Below are 20458 nucleotides of genomic sequence, written 5' to 3'. Positions count from 1 at the left end.
CTCCTTACCATCCCATTTGCACCCGAAGGTGCAGTTCTTTGCGTGGCCAGGCGATCCCATGCAAGATCGCCTAAAGTCAGCGCTACACTACCACTACATTCCTTTGCGAAGAACAATTACCAGGTTTTACCAATGTTAAACTGGAACTGTTCCGCTTTGTCTCCATCGTACTTCTTGAACGGTTGGGCGTAGGAGAAAACCAACGGCCCCAATGGGGACATCCATTGTAACGCGATACCCGCAGACATACGGATATTATTCGGATCGCTGTAGTCTGGCACGCCAACTGCACGGGTGTCAGCGGTATTCTGCCAGTTCGTATCCCACACGGTACCCATATCCCAGAAGAAGGAAGTACGGACCGAGTTAGCATATTTATCGCTGATAAACGGCGTAGGTGTGATAAATTCCAGGCTCGCTACAGCCATGGCGTTACCGCCGACTGCATCGTCTGATTGACAAGGTTTATTGTCAGTTCTCGAGCACTCTTCATAGTTACTCGAATTGGAATCCGATTTAGCACCTGGCAAATAGACTGCTTTTGGACCAATGGTGTTTGACTGGAAGCCACGTACAGTGCTGGAACCACCCGCGTAGAAGTTCTCATAGAACGGCATCTCTTTGCCGCCAATGCCATCACCATAACCCAGCTTGGTGCGTCCCAAAACCACCCATTTGTGGTCGTCATCGATCGGCACATAGGTCGCCGTATCCAACGTCGCTTTATAGTATTCGTTGTCAGAACCCGGGATGGTCACTTTACCGTTCAGGTTGACACGCGTACCTTCCGTAGGGAAATACCCACGGTCCAGCTTGTTGTAGGTCCAACCGTAGTTGAAGGTGAAATCATCCGCGGCAAAGCTGTTGGTATTGTCTTCACCCATGGATTCAAGATAACGATCCATCGCAATCTGCGGCTGCATGTTGGACAGTTTGTTATGTACATAACCCAGGCCTGCACGCAACGTATTGTATTCGTTGACCGGGAAGCCCAGCGTTACGTCCGTACCATAGCTTTTGTTGGTATAGTCGGACAGATCTGCATCATCCGCCTGGAAGTCGTTATAGAAGACACGGCCACCGAGACTCACACCATCGACGGTGAAGTACGGGTTGGTGACAGACAGCTCAGTATAGGTCTGATAGTCGTTTTTGGTGCCGCTAATCCCGACGGAATAACCGGTACCTAACCAGTTATCCTGCTGAACGCCCGCCTGGAAGCTCACGCCACTTTCAGTGCCGTAACCCACACCGAAGTTAAAGCTACCGGTGTTGCGCTCTTTCACCTTATAAACCACATCAACCTGATCAGGACTGCCCGGAACACGTTGAGTATCGGTATCGACAGTTTCAAAGTAACCCAGACGGTTCAGACGCTCTTTACCCTGGTCAACCAGATCGCTGCCCAACCAGGCACCTTCCATCTGGCGCATTTCGCGACGCAGCACGGAATCTTTCGAGGTGTCGTTACCTTCAAAACGGATCTTACGCACATAGAAACGGTTACCCGCATCCACGTTTACACGCAATTTAACGGTTTTGTCTGCATCGTTGATTTCAGGCTGCGACTGTACACGCGGGTAGGCATAACCATAGCGTCCCAGTAGCTTCTTGATATCATCTTCCATTTTGGTCACTTTAGTGCCGTTATAGAGTTCACCCGGTTCGATTTTCGTCAGGGTCTCAATTTCGGCAGAGTGCCCGGCCAGATTACCACTCACCTGGACCCCAGAAAGCTTGTACTGCTCGCCTTCTGTGATGTTAACGGTGATGTAGATACCTTTTTTATCCGGCGTCAGGCTAACCTGCGTGGAATCGATATTGAAGCGAGCATAGCCGCGATCCAGATAGTAGCTGCGCAGGGTTTCAAGGTCGCCCGCCAGTTTCTGTTTCTGGTATTTACGATCGCCCACCACGTTCCACCACGGTACTTCATCGCGCAGTTGGAAGTGAGAGATAAGCTCGTCGGTTGTGAAGGCATGGTTGCCGACGATATTGATCTGTTGGATCTTCGCCGAAACGCCTTCCTGGAAGACCAGTTTGAGGTCAACGCGGTTACGCGGCAACGGCGTGACCACTGCTTTCACACTGGCGCTGTATTTACCGACGCTATAGTAGAAATCTTCCAGACCTTTTTCGATATCGGCAAGCGTTGTGCGATCCAGAGACTCGCCAACACGTACGCCAGACGCCTCGAGGTTTTGTTTCAGCATGTCATCTTTCACCGATTTGTTACCGGAGAAAGTGATGCTGGCAATCGTCGGACGTTCTTTTACCTGAACCAGAAGGGTATCACCATCGCGCAGGACGCGGACATCCTCAAAGTTACCGGTGGCGAACAGAGCACGAATGGTATTACTGATATCTTCATCATTAACCGTGTCGCCTGTGCGCACCGGCATACTGAGGAGAGCCGCACCAACGGCGACTCGCTGTAGGCCTTCGAAATGAATGTCCTTCACTACGAACCCTTCAGCACCGTATACGGTGGCGCTGCTAAACAGCAGCGACGCTATGAGCAACTTTTTCATCGCCATCGTTATTATGCGTTCTTCCTAACACTCTCTTACAACCGAGAGAAATCATTGAAAAGTGCAAGCCCCATTAACAACACCAGCAAGATAGAGCCAATGCGATAACTAAAGTCTTGAACCCGCTCGGATACCGGACCGCCCTTCAGCTTTTCAATCGCCAGGAACAGCAGATGCCCCCCGTCAAGAACGGGCAACGGAAACAGGTTGATTATCCCTAAGTTCACGCTGATAAGCGCAAGGAACATCAGGTAATAAATAACCCCGAACTCCGCTGACATCCCAGCCCCCTGGGCGATAGAAATCGGCCCACTGAGGTTGTTCAGTTTTACATCACCGGTAATCAATTTTCCCAGCATACTGACCGTTAGCTTCATCAACTGCCACGTTTTATCCGAGGCTTCGAGGATGGCGCTGAATGGCCCATACTGGCGTACAGTCTTATACTCATCAGGCAGAGGAATAACTTTAGGCACCACGCCCGCAAAACCTTCTGCCTTCCCGTTAACCTCTTTTGAATCTGGGGTTAACGTTAAAGACAAGGAACTTCCTTGTCTTTCAATATCTAGCGCTAACGGCTTATCCGGATTATCGCGCACCAACGTCACGAACGTCATCCATTGCGTCAGCGGCTGACCATTGACTTTAACGATCCTGTCGCCAGCTTGCAAACCCGCCTTACTTGCCGCGGAGTTTACCTGCACTTCTGACAGCACAGGTTCAATCTGCGGACCACGAGGACGAATGCCCAAACTCGTGACGGGGTCCTGTTTGTCTGGCTCAAATGCCCATTGGCGCAAATCCAGCGTTTTATCCTGTCGCTGGTTACTACCAAACGGTGCCACGCTGAGGATAGTCTGCTCATCACCAATTTTGGCTACCAGCTGCAATCGGACGGTATCCCAATCAGGGGTTTCGATACCATCAACCGCTTTTAGTTCCGTACCTGGCTGAATTTGCGCCTGGGCAGCAATCGAGTTGGGTGTTATTTCACCAACAACCGGACGAACGCCAGGGACACCGATGATAAACACCAGCCAGTAGGCAAAAATAGCGAAGAGGAAATTTGCAATCGGGCCTGCAGCGATAATGGCCGCGCGCTGCCCAACTGTTTTATTGTTGAAAGCATAGTGGCGCAGCTCCGGTACAACGGGCTCAGCGCGCTCATCCAGCATTTTGACGTAACCGCCGAGGGGAATTAAGGCGATCACGTATTCCGTACCCTGTTTATCGGTACGGCGCCAAAGCGCTTTTCCAAAGCCAATGGAAAAGCGCTCGACGCGGACTCCGCAGCGCCGTGCAACCCAGAAATGACCAAATTCATGCACGGTGATAAGTACACCAAGTGCAACGATGAATGCAGCCAGATTCCAGAGAATACTCAGCATAAGACCATCCGTTAGAGCGTCCTGAATACCAGTAACAACAGGCAAGCAAAGACCGGCACCGCAGCCGTCAGGCTGTCAATACGATCCAGAATACCACCGTGTCCTGGGATTAAGTGACCACTGTCCTTAATACCTGCTTCACGCTTAAACATACTCTCGGTCAGGTCACCCAGCACGGAGGCCAGGGCTGCAACGATGGAGCAAATGAGCAAGGTGACAGGCGCAACTTCAAGATTCGCCCACATACCATAACCCCACGAGATTACAGCTGCAGTGGCAAGTCCGCCAATAAAACCCTGCCAGGTTTTACCAGGAGAAACCTTCGGCGCCAGTTTATGTTTGCCAAACATCTTACCAAACATATAGGCACCAGAGTCCGCTCCCCAAACGAGGATCATGACATAGAGCAGCCATAGCGCGCCACTATAATGATTCTCATCATAGTGCCAGGCACGTAGCGCCAGCATTCCCCAAAAGAAAGGAACAATGGTTAACACGCCGAAAATTATGCGTAATGTTTTGGAATTACGCCAGACCGAGGCTGAACCGGGGTAAAACAACACCAGTAATAGCGCCACGGCCCACCAGCCCAGCGACGCCCAAAGCGACACTTCAACCAGCGGTTGGTGAATATTATGATGATACTCAGGCAGCAAAAACAGCATCAGTGCCAGCAATAGCCCGCACAAAACCGCCAACCAAACTCGCTGTGTACGCGTGGCAAAACCGCTTAACTGTCCCCATTCCCAGGCGGCCAGCATACAGACGACCAGCGTAACAATGGCGAACCCCACCGGCGGCAACAAAAACAACGCCGCGATGACAACGGGTATTAAAACAAAAGCAGAAATCAGGCGATACTTCAGCAAAAGCGACCCCCATCAGGCTTTTTCATCACCGGGCTCGGTGCCGCCGAAACGACGCTCACGATTAGCAAAGGCATGTAGCGCACCTTCAAAGTCTTGTTCATCGAAATCGGGCCAGAGAACATCCGTAAAGTAAAGTTCGGCATAGGCAATTTGCCACAACAAAAAATTACTAATTCGATGCTCTCCCCCAGTCCTTATCACTAAATCCACAGGAGCCAGCTCATGCATACACACTTGCTGACCAAGCATCTCTTCATCAATTTGCTCTGGACGCAACAGACCTTCCTGCACCTGTTGTGCCAGTTGCCTGACGCCCTGGACAATATCCCACCGTCCACCGTAATTCGCGGCAATATTCAGCGTTAACCCGGTATTCTGGGCGGTAAGCGCTTCCGACTTGCGAATCCGTTCTTGCAAACGTGTGTTAAATCGACTGATATCCCCAATAATACGCAGGCGCACGTTATGGCGGTGCAGGTTTTTCACTTCGCTATCAAGTGCCCACACAAACAATTCCATTAACGCACTGACTTCCTGCGCTGGTCGGTTCCAGTTCTCACTGCTAAAGGCATACAGCGTTAACGCGTCAATACCGTTATTGGCAGCAAAAGAGACAGCCCGGCGGACGGATTTTGCTCCGGCCTTATGCCCAAAGGCGCGGATCTTCCCTTGCTTTTTCGCCCAGCGGCCATTGCCATCCATGATAATTGCGACATGGCGACAACCATGTGCTGGCAAGTTCTCGCTTAATGGTTTAGTTGCAGACAACATAACGCGTTTTTAGTCCCTGAAAGGATTATACGGTACTCAGGAATACTGAAGCCTATCCACAAAAAAGCCGTGTCAAACCACGGCTTACCCGATCGAAAAAAAGCAAATACCTGCGATCAGGTGGCGCAGACTATATCACTGAAGCCCAACGCTAACAAATAGCACGATCCCTCACAGAGTGATTATCATCAGCTTGAGAGTCGTGTCACTTGTTTTGTCGCGACGTCTCTGGCGATGGCATCGACCCTCAGCACATCTTCAACGCTCTGCGGTTCCTGCAAATCTATCCTATCCAGTACGGACAAATTGAGATCGGCGATATCCGTAAATCGAATCTGCTGCGCCAAAAATGCAGCAACGGTAATCTCATTTGCGGCGTTCAGCGCAGTTGTCGCAGCCTGTCCTTGCTCAAACGCGTCCATCGCCAGTTTCAGGCACGGATAACGCTGATAATCAGGTGCGGAAAACGTCAACGCACTGAGTTTGCAAAAATCGACAGGCTTAACCCCAGAGCTCACACGTTCCGGCCATGCCATCGTATGGGCGATAGGCGTGCGCATATCAGGCTCACCCAACTGGGCCAGGACGCTACCATCCTGATAACGGACCATCGAGTGAATAACCGACTGTGGATGGATCAGCACTTCCATCTGGCTTGCACTGGCATTAAACAACCAACGCGCTTCAATGTATTCCAGACCTTTATTCATCATGGTGGCGGAATCGACGGAGATTTTTCGTCCCATCGACCAATTCGGATGACGACATGCCTGATCGGGAGTCATTAGAGCCAGATCGGGCAATGGCGTTTCACGGAAAGGGCCACCAGACCCGGTAAGCAAAACGGACACAACGCCGTTTTGCTCAAGGTCAGCGTATCCCAGATTGTGTTGGATAGGTTGCGGTAAACTCTGAAAAATCGCGTTATGTTCGCTATCTACCGGCAAAAGCTGCGCTTTATGCCGTTTCACGTCGTCCATAAACAGACGTCCGCAGGTTACCAGAGACTCTTTATTCGCCAGCAAAATGTTCTTGCCTGCGCGGATTGCCGCAAGCGTTGGCAACAAACCTGCCGCGCCAACTATCGCCGCCATGACCTGATCGACATCATCCAGCGCGGCCATATCACAGGCCGCCTGCTGCCCGCACATAACCTCGGTGCGACTTCCATAATCCCGCAATGCGGATTTCACCAGCGCTGCACTTTTTTCGTCATCCATCACCGCGTAGCGGGGGGAAAACTCAAGGCATTGCTCCACCATACGGGCGACATTTTTACCCGCTACCAACGCAGCAACACGAAATTTATCCGGGTTATGGCGTACTACATCGAGCGTACTGCAACCAATAGAGCCGGTTGAGCCCAGGATGGTTAATTGCTTCATGAGACATCCAGAAGAATTGAGACAGGATAAAAAAGCAAAACGCCGCCATCCAGCCTTCTCAGGCCTTCTAAGCGGCGTTTTTAGCGTACAGGCGAATCAGAACTGCATCAGTTCCGCTTCTTTCTCTGCCAGCGCCGCATCAACTTTCTTGATTGCAGCATCGGTCAGTTTCTGTACGTCGTCCTGAGAACGGCGATCGTCATCTTCGCTGATCTCTTTATCTTTCAGCAGCGCTTTCACTTTGTCGTTGGCGTCACGGCGTACGTTACGCACAGCAACACGCGCGCCTTCAGCTTCACCACGTACGATCTTGGTCAGATCTTTACGACGTTCTTCGGTCAGCGGTGGCAGCGGAACGCGGATGTCAGAACCCGCTGAGCTTGGGTTCAGACCGAGGTCAGAAGCCATAATCGCTTTCTCAACAGCCGGACCCATAGAACGGTCAAACACGTTGATTTTCAGGGTACGGGAATCTTCAACCGTTACGCTTGCCAGCTGGCGCAGCGGAGTCGGCGTGCCGTAATATTCTACGATAATGCCATCCAGCAGGCTGGGAGAAGCACGACCCGTGCGAATTTTGCTGATTTGATTTTTGAATGCTTCGACGCATTTGTCCATGCGTACTTCAGCATCTTTTCTGATATCGTTGATCACGTTACGAATCCTTGAAAGCTTGTTTCAGTCAGACCATACCCACCACGCAAGATGTGACAAGTATAGTCTTGATTAATTTTGAGGGACGTATCCCGCGACATTAAAGCGGAATATTACCTGCATTTAGCCGCAACGGGAATTATTCCGTGATTAACGTGCCTTCTTTTTCACCCATCACAACGCGGCGCAACGCACCCGGTTTGTTCATGTTGAAGACACGAATCGGTAATTTGTGGTCACGAGCCAGCGTGAACGCAGCCAGATCCATCACTTTCAGTTCTTTATCCAGTACTTCAGCATAGGTCAACTGTTCGTACATGGTTGCTGTTGGATCTTTAGCTGGATCGGCGGTAAACACACCATCAACTTTAGTGGCTTTCAGAACCACATCCGCTTCAATTTCAATACCACGCAGGCAGGCTGCGGAGTCAGTGGTGAAGAACGGGTTGCCTGTACCAGCGGACAAAATAACCACGCGGTTGTTACGCAACAGGCTGATCGCTTCCGCCCAGCTGTAGTTATCACACACGCCGTTCAGAGGGATAGCGGACATCAGGCGAGCGTTCACATAGGCGCGGTGAAGCGCATCGCGCATCGCCAGACCGTTCATTACGGTGGCTAACATGCCCATGTGGTCGCCCACGACGCGGTTCATCCCTGCTTTCGCCAGACCAGCACCACGGAACAGGTTACCACCACCGATCACTACGCCAACCTGGATTCCCAGCTCGACCAGCTCTTTGATTTCCTGAGCCATACGGTCAAGTATGCTTGCATCAATACCGAAGCCCTCTGAACCTTGCAGAGCTTCGCCACTTAACTTAAGCAGAATACGTTTGTAGACGGGTTTTGCATTGGTAGCCATGTTTCTTTCCTGAGACTGTCAACGAATGAGATGAGTTAATTCCAGCGACATTGTATGTCGCTTTTCAGCCCTGCCACTATAGCGCTTAGCTGAATTTACAAGTCGGGCGCAAAAAGAAGCCGCCCTCAGGCGGCTCCTTTTAAAATTAAGACTGCTTGGACATCGCAGCAACTTCTGCTGCAAAGTCAGTCTCAACTTTCTCGATGCCTTCACCCACTTCGAAGCGGATGAAACCAGTTACGTCAGCGTTGTGCTCTTTCAGCAGCTGAGCAACAGATTTGCTCGGTTCCATAACGAAAGGCTGACCAGTCAGAGAAACTTCGCCGGTGAATTTCTTCATGCGGCCTTCAACCATTTTCTCTGCGATTTCTTTCGGCTTGCCAGACTGCATCGCGATATCCAGCTGAACCTGGTATTCTTTTTCTACTACTTCAGCAGAAACGTCTTCCGGCTTAACGAATTCTGGTTTGCTTGCAGCAATGTGCATTGCCAGCTGTTTAACCAGTTCTTCATCAGCGCCAGTTGCAGCAACCAGAACACCGATACGCGCACCGTGCTGGTAGCTACCCAGTACTTCGCCTTCCAGGGAAGCCACGCGACGGATGTTGATGTTCTCACCGATTTTAGCAACCAGAGCAACACGTTCTTCTTCGAACTGTGCTTTCAGAACTTCAACGTCAGTGATTTTGCCAGCAACGGCAGCGTCCAGTACTTTGTCAGCAAATGCCTGGAAACCAGCATCTTTAGCAACGAAGTCAGTCTGGCAGTTAACTTCCAGAATGAAAGCGATATTGCCGTCGATTTTGGTTTTGATTACGCCGTCAGCAGCAACGTTGCCTGCTTTTTTCGCTGCTTTAATAGCACCGGACTTACGCATGTTTTCGATTGCCAGCTCGATGTCGCCATTAGCTTCAGTCAGTGCTTTTTTGCAATCCATCATGCCTGCGCCAGTACGCTCACGCAGCTCTTTTACCAGGGATGCGGTAATTTCAGCCATTCTAAAATCCTCGGAAGATTTGATCTGCCCGGCATGAAACCGCACAGATTTAAAAGTGAAAAAGGGGGCCATATACAGGCCCCCTAACCAAACGTGATACTACCTGGCCTATATCCGTCATTCTTCAAGCTGCTGGTGCGTTGTTTTCCTTACTCACCCCAGTCACTTACTGACGTAAGCTCCGGGGGATTCGTTGCGTCAACGCCTTCCAGCAACTCGAATTACCTAGGATATATAAGGGGTCGCTCTAACGAGCGTGCCTTATTATTCAGCTTCTACGAAGCTTTCTTCCGCCTGGGAAGCCAGATCCTGAGAACGGCCTTCACGAACGGTAGTAGCTACAGCGCCCAGGTACAGGGTCACAGCACGGATTGCGTCGTCGTTACCCGGGATAACGAAGTCAACACCGTCCGGATCAGAGTTGGTATCAACGATAGCAAATACCGGGATACCCAGGTTGTTTGCTTCTTTGATAGCAATGTGCTCGTGGTCAGCATCGATTACGAACAGAGCGTCCGGCAGGCCGCCCATGTCTTTGATACCGCCCAGGCTGTTTTCCAGTTTCTCAAGCTCACGGGTGCGCATCAGCGCTTCTTTCTTGGTCAGCTTTTCGAAAGTACCGTCCTGAGACTGAGTTTCCAGATCTTTCAGACGTTTGATGGACTGACGAACGGTTTTCCAGTTAGTCAGCATACCGCCCAGCCAGCGATGGTTCACGAAGAACTGGTCGCAGCTGTTAGCAGCGTCTTTCACCGCTTCGCTTGCAGCGCGTTTAGTACCAACGAAAAGGATTTTACCTTTACGAGCAGAGATCTTGTTCAGTTCAGCCAGAGCTTCGTTGAACATCGGTACAGTTTTCTCAAGGTTGATGATGTGAACTTTGTTACGCGCACCGAAGATGAACGGCTTCATTTTCGGGTTCCAGTAACGGGTCTGGTGACCGAAGTGAACACCAGCCTTGAGCATGTCGCGCATGGAAACAGTTGCCATGATTAAAACCTCTATATATAAAAGTTGGGGTTAAGCCTCCACGCATCCCATATTACCGACCCTTAAGGGCACCCCGGAATATGTGTCGATACGTGTGTGTTGTTACACAAAGTGAGATTTGTCGCTCCCGTCCATCGTGTGTAGTCTGCGAATAGAACGGAAGTCCGGCGCGCTTTATACCACAAATACGCCGTCGACACCAATAATTGTTGGTACTGTGTGCTGAATGAACGATGAATTTCGTGTTACAGGAAGGCGGCAAATTTTTGAATCTCCAGGAGCTTACATGTAGTAAGTGACTGGAGTGAAAAAATACAGCCAACGCACCTGTGGCACGAAAGGCGAAGTTTAGAATGATTCTCAATTTGGCAGCATGTATGCGGGACTGATACCATTGGCAGCACTTAAACAATTATTGCCGATATCATCGGCACTGATGGACAGAATTCATGGCTATCTCAATTAAGACTCCTGAAGAAATCGAAAAAATGCGCGTCGCTGGCCGTCTGGCCGCCGATGTACTGGAAATGATCGCACCGTTTGTTAAACCGGGCGTCAGCACCGGCGAGCTGGATCGCATCTGTAACGACTACATCGTGAATGAACAGCAGGCCATTTCCGCATGCCTGGGCTATCACGGTTATCCGAAATCCGTGTGCATCTCTATTAATGAAGTCGTGTGCCACGGGATCCCGGACGATGCCAAGCTCCTGAAAGACGGCGATATCGTCAACATTGACGTCACAGTGATTAAAGACGAATACCACGGCGATACGTCCAAAATGTTTATCGTCGGGAAACCGACCATTCTTGGCGAGCGTCTGTGCCGCGTCACGCAGGAAAGCCTGTACCTGGCGCTGCGCATGGTAAAACCAGGTATTCGCCTGCGTACCCTGGGTGCTGCAATTCAGAAATACGCGGAAGGCGAAGGTTTCTCTGTGGTCCGTGAATACTGCGGTCACGGCATTGGTCGCGGCTTCCATGAAGAACCGCAGGTTCTGCATTACGATGCGGATGACGGCGGTGTGGTACTGCAGCCGGGCATGACCTTCACCGTAGAACCGATGCTGAATGCCGGTGATTACCGTATCCGCACCATGAAAGACGGCTGGACGGTGAAAACCAAAGACCGGAGCTTGTCTGCTCAGTACGAGCATACTATTGTGGTGACGGAAAACGGCTGTGAAATTCTGACGTTACGCACGGATGACACCATCCCGGCGATCATCACACACGGCGAATAATGTTTTGCCTGATGGCGATGCCCCTGCATCTTATCAGGCCTACAAATTGCACCTTTACTCAAAATCATTCGAGTTGCTTCAAGACGGCAAGAGAGTGAATCTCCAGAAGCGTACAAAAGTACGTGACTGGAGTGAACGAGCGCAGCCAACGCAGAAGCAGCTTGAAGGATGAAGAGTAAATCCGTAGGCCGGGTAAGGCGCATTAGCCGCCATCCGGCTTTTTAATGGGTGGCGCATAATGAATACTCTTCCTGAACAGCACGCAAATACTGCCCTCCCCACCCTGCCTGGCCAACCGCAAAACCCAGGGACATGGCCACAGCACGACCTCAACTGCCCCGGCATTAAAGCGCATATCGACGCTTTCCAGCACTGGTTAGGCGAAGCGTTTGACAGCGGGATCTCCGCAGAGCAACTCATTGAGGCCCGCACCGAGTTTATTGACCAGTTACTTCAGCGTCTGTGGATTGAAGCCGGTTTCGGTCAGATTGCCGATCTGGCGCTGGTTGCTGTTGGCGGTTACGGACGCGGCGAACTGCATCCCCTTTCCGATATTGACCTACTGATCCTGAGTCGTAAAAAGCTCCCTGACGCACAGGCCGAAAAAGTCGGCGAGCTGTTAACGCTGCTATGGGACGTGAGGCTAGAGGTTGGGCACAGCGTGCGGACGCTGGAAGAGTGTCTGCTGGAGGGGCTATCGGATTTAACCGTCGCCACCAACCTGATAGAAACACGCCTGCTTATCGGCGACGTGGCGCTGTTTCTGGAGCTACAAAAGCATATTTTTAGCGAAGGTTTCTGGCCGTCCGATAAATTTTACGCTGCCAAAGTGGAGGAACAGAATCAACGCCATCAGCGCTATCACGGCACCAGCTACAACCTGGAGCCGGATATCAAAAGCAGTCCTGGTGGACTGCGCGACATCCACACCCTGCAATGGGTCGCCCGCCGTCATTTTGGTGCCACGTCGCTGGATGAGATGGTCGGCTTCGGCTTCCTGACGCTGGCGGAGCGCGCCGAACTGAATGAATGTTTGCATATTCTGTGGCGCATTCGCTTTGCATTGCATCTGATCGTGAACCGTTACGATAATCGTCTGCTGTTTGATCGACAGCTCAGCGTGGCTCAACGCCTCAATTATGGCGGTGAAGGCAATGAGCCGATCGAGCGGATGATGAAAGACTATTTCCGGGTCACGCGACGAGTGAGTGAACTGAACCACATGCTGCTCCAGCTGTTTGACGAGGCGATCCTCGCCATGCCGGCTGATGAAAAACCGCGCCCAATTGATGACGACTTTCAGTTGCGTGGCACATTGATTGACCTGCGCAATGACGACCTGTTTATCCGCGAGCCCGAGGCTATTTTGCGGATGTTTTACATTATGGTACGCAATAGCGCGATCACCGGAATTTACTCCACCACACTGCGTCATTTGCGTCATGCCCGCCGTCATTTAACTCAACCGCTGTGCTACATTCCGGAAGCGCGCTCGCTATTTCTCAGCATGTTGCGCCATCCGGGTGCAGTGAGTCGCGGCCTGTTGCCAATGCATCGCCACAGCGTGTTATGGGCCTATATGCCGCAGTGGTCACACATTGTCGGTCAAATGCAGTTTGACCTGTTTCATGCTTATACGGTGGATGAGCACACCATCCGCGTAATGCTCAAGCTGGAAAGTTTTGCCAGGGAAGAGACTCGCCCGCGCCATCCGCTGTGTGTGGATCTGTGGCCGCGCCTGCGTCAACCGGAACTCATTCTGATTGCTGCGCTGTTCCACGATATCGCCAAAGGACGTGGCGGCGATCACTCTATTCTGGGGGCTCAGGACGTACTCAAGTTCGCCGAATTACACGGACTCAACTCGCGTGAAACAAATCTGGTCATGTGGCTGGTGCGCCAGCATCTGCTAATGTCGGTGACCGCTCAGCGCCGTGATATTCAGGATCCGGAGGTGATCAAGCAATTCGCTGAAGAAGTACAAACGGAACATCGTCTGCGCTTTTTAGTGTGCCTGACCGTCGCAGATATTTGCGCTACTAACGAAACACTGTGGAATAGCTGGAAGCAAAGCCTGTTGCGCGAATTATACTTCGCCACGGAAAAACAGCTGCGTCGTGGGATGCAAAATACACCGGATATGCGCGAGCGTGTACGCCATCATCAGCTGCAGGCACTGGCGCTACTGCGTATGGACAACATTGATGAAGAAGCGCTGCACCACATCTGGTCGCGCTGTCGCGCCAACTATTTCGTGCGCCACAGCCCAAATCAACTGGCCTGGCATGCGCGTCATCTGCTGCAGCACGATCTCAGTAAACCACTAATTTTACTCAGCCCGCAGGCAACGCGAGGCGGAACGGAGATTTTCATCTGGAGCCCGGACCGCCCTTACCTGTTCGCCGCCGTCTGCGCCGAACTGGACAGACGTAATCTTAGCGTTCACGATGCACAGATTTTCACCACCCGTGATGGCATGGCGATGGATACGTTCATCGTTCTGGAGCCGGACGGCAGTCCGCTGTCGTCAGACAGGCACGAAGCGATCCGTTTTGGACTGGAACAGGCCATCACGCAGCGCAGCTGGCAACCGCCGCAGCCGCGTCGTCAACCGGCAAAATTACGCCACTTTACCGTCGATACCGAGGTCACTTTCCTGCCGACCCATACCGACCGTAAATCATTCCTTGAGCTTATCGCTCTCGACCAGCCTGGACTGCTGGCGCGGGTGGGGCAGATTTTTGCCGATCTGGGAATTTCGCTGCATGGCGCCCGAATTACAACCATTGGCGAGCGAGTAGAAGATTTATTCATAATCGCCACCGCCGACCGGCGTGCCCTTAATAATGAGCTGCAGCAGGAAGTACATCAACGGTTGACAGAGGCCCTCAATCCAAACGATAAAGGGTAATGTTTTTATTTATTATGGAAAGAGTTTAACAATGCAGCAGTTACAGAACGTTATTGAGTCCGCTTTTGAGCGTCGTGCCGACATCACTCCGGCAAATGTAGATACCGTAACCCGCGAAGCGGTGAATCAGGTTATTGCTTTACTGGATTCCGGTGCACTGCGCGTCGCAGAAAAGATTGAGGGTCAGTGGGTCACGCATCAGTGGCTGAAAAAGGCGGTCCTGCTCTCTTTCCGTATTAACGATAATCAGGTTATCGAGGGTGCGGAAAGCCGTTACTTCGATAAAGTGCCGATGAAATTCGCCGACTACGATGAAGCTCGCTTCCAGAAAGAAGGTTTCCGCGTGGTTCCGCCAGCGGCTGTACGTCAGGGCGCGTTTATCGCGCGTAACACCGTATTAATGCCCTCTTACGTGAACATCGGCGCTTATGTTGATGAAGGTACGATGGTTGATACCTGGGCGACCGTCGGCTCCTGCGCGCAAATTGGTAAAAACGTTCACCTGTCCGGCGGCGTTGGCATCGGCGGCGTACTGGAGCCGTTACAAGCTAACCCGACCATCATCGAGGACAACTGCTTCATCGGCGCGCGCTCTGAAGTGGTTGAAGGCGTGATCGTCGAAGAAGGCTCTGTTATCTCTATGGGCGTGTACATCGGTCAGAGTACCCGTATTTACGATCGTGAAACAGGCGAAGTGCATTATGGCCGCGTTCCGGCGGGCTCTGTGGTTGTCTCCGGCAACCTGCCGTCGAAAGATGGCAAATACAGCCTGTACTGCGCGGTGATCGTGAAGAAAGTCGACGCTAAAACGCGTGGCAAAGTGGGTATCAACGAACTGTTACGTACCATCGACTAACAGCAATTTGAAAAAGCGGGCTTAGCCCGCTTTTTTTACATCTGCGAGTGGCATAAACAAGGCTTTTCGTTAATTATTCAATGGTTATAGTGAGCTTAAGGGTACCGCTATGTATGACAATCTGAAAAGTCTGGGCATTACTAATCCTGAAGAGATCGATCGTTACAGCCTGCGGCAAGAAGCCAACAACGATATCCTGAAAATCTATTTCCAAAAGGATAAAGGTGAGTTTTTTGCCAAGAGCGTGAAGTTCAAATATCCCCGTCAGCGTAAAACGGTTGTCGCCGATGGCGTCGGTCAGGGCTACAAAGAAGTGCAGGAGATCAGTCCAAACCTGCGCTATGTGATCGACGAACTGGATCAGATCTGCCAGCGCGATCGCAGTGAAGTCGATCTTAAACGCAAGATCCTCGATGATTTACGTCATCTGGAAAGCGTCGTGACTAATAAGATCAGCGAAATTGAAGCCGATCTGGAAAAACTGACGCGTAAGTAACCGCATGTGAATGTATTCGTAGGCCGGGTAAGGCGAAGCCGCCCCCCGGCATTTTGCCTGATATGTGTAGTGTCATCAGGCAAGGAATTAATGCTGTTCATCCAGTTGCAACGCCACATACAACAACAGTCGGTCGTCAAAATTCCCCAAATCCAGCCCGGTTAGCTCTGAAATTCGGTTCAGGCGATATTCCAGCGTATTACGGTGGATAAACAACGCTTTTGAGGTCGCCAGCGGCTGAACGTTATGCCGAAACCACGCCGCTAAAGTCCGACGCAGCAAGCCGTTGTTATCCATCGCTTTCAGCCGAACCAGCGGACGGGCCAGCTCATTAGCCTGCCAGCCGCCGCGCAGGCTGTCCAGCAGCACTGGCAGCATTAAATCCTGGTAAAAATAGCTGCGGCTTTCCGGCATGCGCTGCTTGCCGACCATCATGGTTGTACGTGCGGTGCGATACGAACGGGCAATACTGCCTGGCCCGGTAAAATAGTTGCCCAGCGACACGCGAAAACGCAGCTGTCCGTTCTCTTTCATGCGAGCAATGAGCTGCTCAACACGCTTGCGGTGATCTTCCGCGTCCCAGCGACCAAACTGATTGAGCGCCGGTTTCAGCACCACCATCTCGGTCAGGGAAACAATCGCAATCAGATTATTACGTTCAGGCGTAGTCAACGCGTTCTGCAATTGCTGTAGCTCAGCCATGGCACTGTCTACACCAAGCTGACCGCTGTCGACCTCCACCACCGCTACCACGCGCGGCTGGTTCAGATCTATACCCAGCCTCTGCGCCCATTCCACCAGCGCCGGGGTGTTTTCTTCAGCCTGAATCAGGTTCATCACCAGTTCTTCGCGCAGACGACTGTCCTGAGCGAGCAGATGCATCAAACGCGACTGCTCCAGCATCATTTCGGCGGTCATACACACCAGTTCACCGTACTTACGCAAATGCTCCGGCTCACCGGTTAAGCCAATAACGCCAACGATTTCGCCTTCGAGCCGCAGCGGCAGGTTTATCCCCTGACGCACGCCGTGCAAATGTCGCGCTACCGCATCATCAATATCGACTACCCGGCCCTGTGAGAGCACCAGCAGTGCCCCTTCGTGCAATTCACCAATACGTTCGCGATCGCCACTGCCGATTATCCGCCCACGGGCATCCATTACGTTGATATTGGTATCAATGATGCGCATCGTGCGCGCCACAATATCCTGCGCCATTTTGGTATCGAGATGCCAGCCAGCCATAAAGCCCTCCTGTGAGCAGTGCTCAAGCATAGGGAAGAAAACAGGCTGCGACATTGTGCAAATGCACAAAGCAGAAGAGAGAAGTATGGAGTTGTGGTAGGTATCACAAAAAGAAACCCCTTCCCTGATATGGGAAGGGGTTCAGAGGGATTATTGCATCAACAGATAGATAGAGCTGTCACCACGCTGAATGTTCAGCGCCAGAACAGCCGGTTTACTGTCGAGAATTTTGCGCAGTTCCGCGATGTTTTTCACCGATTGCTGGTTAGCACCAATGATGACATCCCCTTTCTTCAGGCCAATCTGTGCCGCCGGCGAATTCGGTTTCACATCGCTTACCACGACACCTTTGTCCTGGCCTTTGTTGCTCATATCCGCACCTTCAATGCCTTTGAAGATAGAGCTGGAATCAACCTGAGTCTGGCTGCTCTGCTGCAGTTCCAGGTTCACCGTTACCGGCTTACCGTCGCGCAGCAGGCCAAGGTTAATTTTGCTACCCACTGGCATGGTGCCGACCTGCGCACGCAGGGCAGCGAAGCTGCTGATTGGTTTACCGTTCAGGGAAGTAATCACGTCCCCGGCTTTGATACCGGCTTTCGCTGCAGAAGAGTTCGGCATAACCTGGCTGACGAATGCCCCACGCTGGGCATCCACTTTCATCGCTTTCGCCAGCTCAGAGCTCAGCTCAGTCCCCATAATACCCAGCTCACCGCGTTTAACCTGGCCGAACTCAACCATCTGCGAAGTCAGGTTTTTCACCATGTTGCTTGGGATAGCAAAACCAATCCCGATGTTGCCACCGTCCGGCGCGAGGATCGCGGTGTTAATCCCGATCAACTCACCATTCAGGTTAACCAGCGCACCGCCAGAGTTACCGCGGTTGATCGCCGCATCCGTCTGGATAAAGTTCTCGTAGTTTTCGGCATTCAGGCCACTACGCCCCAGTGCAGAAACGATACCTGATGTCACCGTTTCACCGAGGCCAAACGGGTTACCAATCGCTACAGTGTAATCACCCACGCGCAGCGCATCAGAATCTGCCAGCTTAATTGCCGTCAGGTTTTTCGGATCCTGAATTTGGATCAACGCGATATCAGAGCGCGGATCTTTTCCGACGATTTTTGCGTCAAACTTACGCCCATCGCTCAGTTGAACCTTGATCACCGTGGCATTATCGACCACGTGGTTGTTGGTCACAACATACCCTTTCGCGGCATCAATGATGACGCCAGACCCCAGCGCCATAAATTTCTGCTGCTGGCCACCGCCGTTGTCAGCGCCCGGAGCACCGCCCTGGCAGAACGGTGAGCTCTGGAACGGAGAACCGTCCTGGCAGAACGGAGAGTTATCACCAAAGAACTGCTGGAAATTACGCGGCATACGCGGCGTATTGACCGTCGTGCTCCCCTCGACATTAATACTCACCACCGATGGCATCACTTTTTCGAGCATCGGGGCCAGGCTTGGCATCTGTTGGGCTGTTGTCGCTGAAGACGCTGTCTCAGCCGCCGTTGCAGACAGGGGGGACAACGCCAAACCTAAACTCAGAGCCAGTGCACTCATTGCTAATGTGGTTTTTTTCATGTGTTTCGTTCTCGATTAACAGGTCACGCAAAATTGCTGTATACCTCAGAGTCGTTTTATAGCGCTAAGTTCCAGAATGAAGTTTAAGGAAAAAGTAAAATTTTATTGTCCGTCTTTACAAATGAGTATTTATTGTTCTACCGCCATCAGCCGTCTATATTCATCCCAGGCATACAAGTCAGTCATCCCGCTGATATAATCCTGAATTAAACGGCAGCGGTAATAATATTCCATGACCGGGAACTCGGCACTACCCGGCAATATTTTACTGACCGCCTCAACATAAGCAAGACGATGGCGGGTAGACAACTTTTGAAATAATCGTGATTCGATAGGGAACTGTTTTAATCTTTCGTGTTCAACCAGTCCGCTAAAGTCGGATAATGACATTTTTAGCAGTGGTTGGTAGATTTCCAGAAGCCCACTGATAACCCGATAGCCTTGCAATTCCAGCTGTTCCACATCTGGATGACTAAACACATGTTTTACCGCTACATTTTTATATACCCCTAGCAACTGACTGAAGCTACTGGCATCTTCTAATAAAGCGTGATTAAAACTCCCCTCAAAAATTTGCGGCAAATTATCAATAAAACGCTGAGCGGCGTACGGTACCAGCTTATTCAGCGTATTAACGCGTAAATACATAAAGAACTGATCTTCAGTACTGCGGCTTAATGTATTTGAACGAGATTTTTCCCAGGCGTTCTCAACAACCTGACTAAACAGGGAACCTTTTTCATGATGCCCCCACGCCTCATACAGATGGTGGTAAAGCTGCTCGACGCTGAAGATTCTTTTCTCAACAGCATCCTCCAGATCAGCCACACAATAAGAGATATCGTCCGCTGCTTCCATAATCCAGGTTAATGGAAAGCGACTGTAAGGTGCTAAGGATAATTCTTTACGTAACCGCTCAATATACGGTTCCTCGGAAAGGTAATAGCCCGGTTTCTTCATTAAATAGTTATGCGTCGCTGGCGTACCTCCACGCCACCATGCCGGGCGCGTATATTTTAAAATTCCCCCCACCTGCGACCAGGTCAGGTTCATGCGCATCAGAGTATGCACCAGCCGAATGCCCTGCGCATTGCCTTCAAAATGGCACAGGTCCTGACGTACCTTGCGGCGAATATCATTGAGCAACTCTTCACCTTCACGCAAACGTAACGCAGACACCAGGCAGCGATCGTCGCTTAACGGCTGACTTTCAGCGTCAGCCGGATAGAGTCGCTGGCGAAACCAGTCATTAATCGCTGCCTCGCCAAAATGACCAAACGGCGGATTGCCGATGTCATGCATCAGGCAGGACATTTCGACGATGCTTTCAAAGGGACCGGTCAACTCATCCAGGCCGTACTGCTCCAACAGCTTTTGCTCTTTCAGTCGGCTGAGGATCTCTTTGGCGATATAACGCCCTACCTGCTGAACTTCCATCGAGTGCGTCAGGCGCGTACGCACCGCCGCGTTACGCTCCAACGGAAAGACCTGGGTTTTTTGCTGCAGTCGGCGAATAGCCGGAGAATTGATAATGCGTCCACGGTCGCTTTCGAAAATGCGCAGGATCTCATGCTCAGATCTCACGCCCTGCGGTGAACGGTAACGACGATGCCAGTTTATTTTTTTTCGGAAATCGATCTGTGCCATGTCCTCTCCCGCCTGAGAAATGCGC

At 51.5% G+C, this 20458-nt stretch carries 16 protein-coding genes; 4 read left to right on the top strand and 12 right to left on the bottom strand.

Annotation, left to right across the window (positions count from 1 at the left end; all coding sequences use genetic code 11):
• Positions 1-116: 116 nt before the first annotated feature.
• From bamA to rpsB, 9 genes are all read right to left on the bottom strand, one after another.
• Positions 117-2537, bottom strand: coding sequence for an outer membrane protein assembly factor BamA (bamA, locus tag AL515_RS05925; protein ID WP_061067279.1), 2421 nt, complete (start codon positions 2535-2537; stop codon positions 117-119).
• Positions 2538-2566: 29 nt separating this feature from the next.
• Positions 2567-3919 carry a sigma E protease regulator RseP gene (gene rseP / locus AL515_RS05920; RefSeq protein WP_061067278.1) on the bottom strand — a complete coding sequence of 451 codons (1353 nt, stop codon included), beginning with the start codon at positions 3917-3919 and terminating at the stop codon, positions 2567-2569.
• 11 nt (positions 3920-3930) lie between these two features.
• Positions 3931-4788: a phosphatidate cytidylyltransferase gene (cdsA, locus tag AL515_RS05915; RefSeq protein ID WP_048212646.1), complete on the bottom strand. Its 858-nt coding sequence runs from the start codon at positions 4786-4788 to the stop codon at positions 3931-3933.
• A 12-nt stretch (positions 4789-4800) separates the two neighbouring features.
• Complete coding sequence (ispU, locus tag AL515_RS05910; protein WP_040230029.1) at positions 4801-5559, bottom strand: (2E,6E)-farnesyl-diphosphate-specific ditrans,polycis-undecaprenyl-diphosphate synthase; 759 nt, start codon at positions 5557-5559, stop codon at positions 4801-4803.
• A 188-nt stretch (positions 5560-5747) separates the two neighbouring features.
• Positions 5748-6944 (bottom strand): 1-deoxy-D-xylulose-5-phosphate reductoisomerase, encoded by a 1197-nt coding sequence (gene ispC / locus AL515_RS05905; RefSeq protein ID WP_061067277.1) that lies wholly within the window; start codon positions 6942-6944, stop codon positions 5748-5750.
• Between the two features lie 96 nt (positions 6945-7040).
• Positions 7041-7598: a ribosome recycling factor gene (gene frr, locus AL515_RS05900; protein WP_005132113.1), complete on the bottom strand. Its 558-nt coding sequence runs from the start codon at positions 7596-7598 to the stop codon at positions 7041-7043.
• A 139-nt stretch (positions 7599-7737) separates the two neighbouring features.
• A complete protein-coding gene (gene pyrH, locus AL515_RS05895) occupies positions 7738-8463 on the bottom strand; it encodes a UMP kinase (protein ID WP_005132114.1) in 726 nt (241 codons plus the stop codon).
• A 145-nt stretch (positions 8464-8608) separates the two neighbouring features.
• Positions 8609-9460, bottom strand: a complete 852-nt coding sequence (tsf, locus tag AL515_RS05890) for a translation elongation factor Ts (protein WP_005132116.1) — start codon at positions 9458-9460, stop codon at positions 8609-8611.
• 264 nt (positions 9461-9724) lie between these two features.
• Positions 9725-10450, bottom strand: coding sequence for a 30S ribosomal protein S2 (gene rpsB / locus AL515_RS05880; RefSeq protein WP_005132117.1), 726 nt, complete (start codon positions 10448-10450; stop codon positions 9725-9727).
• Between the two features lie 449 nt (positions 10451-10899).
• Between rpsB and map the strand changes: the two genes are divergently transcribed.
• The 4 genes from map (at position 10900) to AL515_RS05855 (ending at position 15957) form a co-directional block, all read left to right on the top strand.
• Positions 10900-11694, top strand: a complete 795-nt coding sequence (gene map, locus AL515_RS05875; protein WP_048212648.1) for a type I methionyl aminopeptidase — start codon at positions 10900-10902, stop codon at positions 11692-11694.
• A gap of 238 nt (positions 11695-11932) precedes the next feature.
• Entirely contained in the window at positions 11933-14605 is a 2673-nt protein-coding gene (gene glnD / locus AL515_RS05865) for a bifunctional uridylyltransferase/uridylyl-removing protein GlnD (protein WP_048212649.1), read from the top strand.
• A 31-nt stretch (positions 14606-14636) separates the two neighbouring features.
• Positions 14637-15461 (top strand): 2,3,4,5-tetrahydropyridine-2,6-dicarboxylate N-succinyltransferase, encoded by an 825-nt coding sequence (gene dapD, locus AL515_RS05860; RefSeq protein ID WP_061067276.1) that lies wholly within the window; start codon positions 14637-14639, stop codon positions 15459-15461.
• Between the two features lie 109 nt (positions 15462-15570).
• Complete coding sequence (locus AL515_RS05855) at positions 15571-15957, top strand: DUF3461 family protein (protein WP_003018562.1); 387 nt, start codon at positions 15571-15573, stop codon at positions 15955-15957.
• Between the two features lie 87 nt (positions 15958-16044).
• Here the strand turns inward: AL515_RS05855 and cdaR are convergent, their stop codons facing one another.
• The 3 genes from cdaR to dgt all read right to left on the bottom strand — a co-directional run bounded on the left by cdaR (position 16045) and on the right by dgt (position 20433).
• Complete coding sequence (gene cdaR / locus AL515_RS05850; protein ID WP_005132128.1) at positions 16045-17202, bottom strand: DNA-binding transcriptional regulator CdaR; 1158 nt, start codon at positions 17200-17202, stop codon at positions 16045-16047.
• A gap of 150 nt (positions 17203-17352) precedes the next feature.
• Positions 17353-18786: a serine endoprotease DegP gene (gene degP / locus AL515_RS05845; protein ID WP_061067275.1), complete on the bottom strand. Its 1434-nt coding sequence runs from the start codon at positions 18784-18786 to the stop codon at positions 17353-17355.
• Positions 18787-18915: 129 nt separating this feature from the next.
• Positions 18916-20433: a dGTPase gene (gene dgt / locus AL515_RS05835; RefSeq protein WP_061067274.1), complete on the bottom strand. Its 1518-nt coding sequence runs from the start codon at positions 20431-20433 to the stop codon at positions 18916-18918.
• Positions 20434-20458 lie beyond the last annotated feature (25 nt).

Source organism: Citrobacter sp. FDAARGOS_156, assembly GCF_001559235.2.
Lineage (GTDB): Bacteria > Pseudomonadota > Gammaproteobacteria > Enterobacterales > Enterobacteriaceae > Citrobacter > Citrobacter youngae.
Note: the sequence above shows the minus strand (reverse complement) of the source record. Positions and strands in the feature narration are given on the sequence as shown.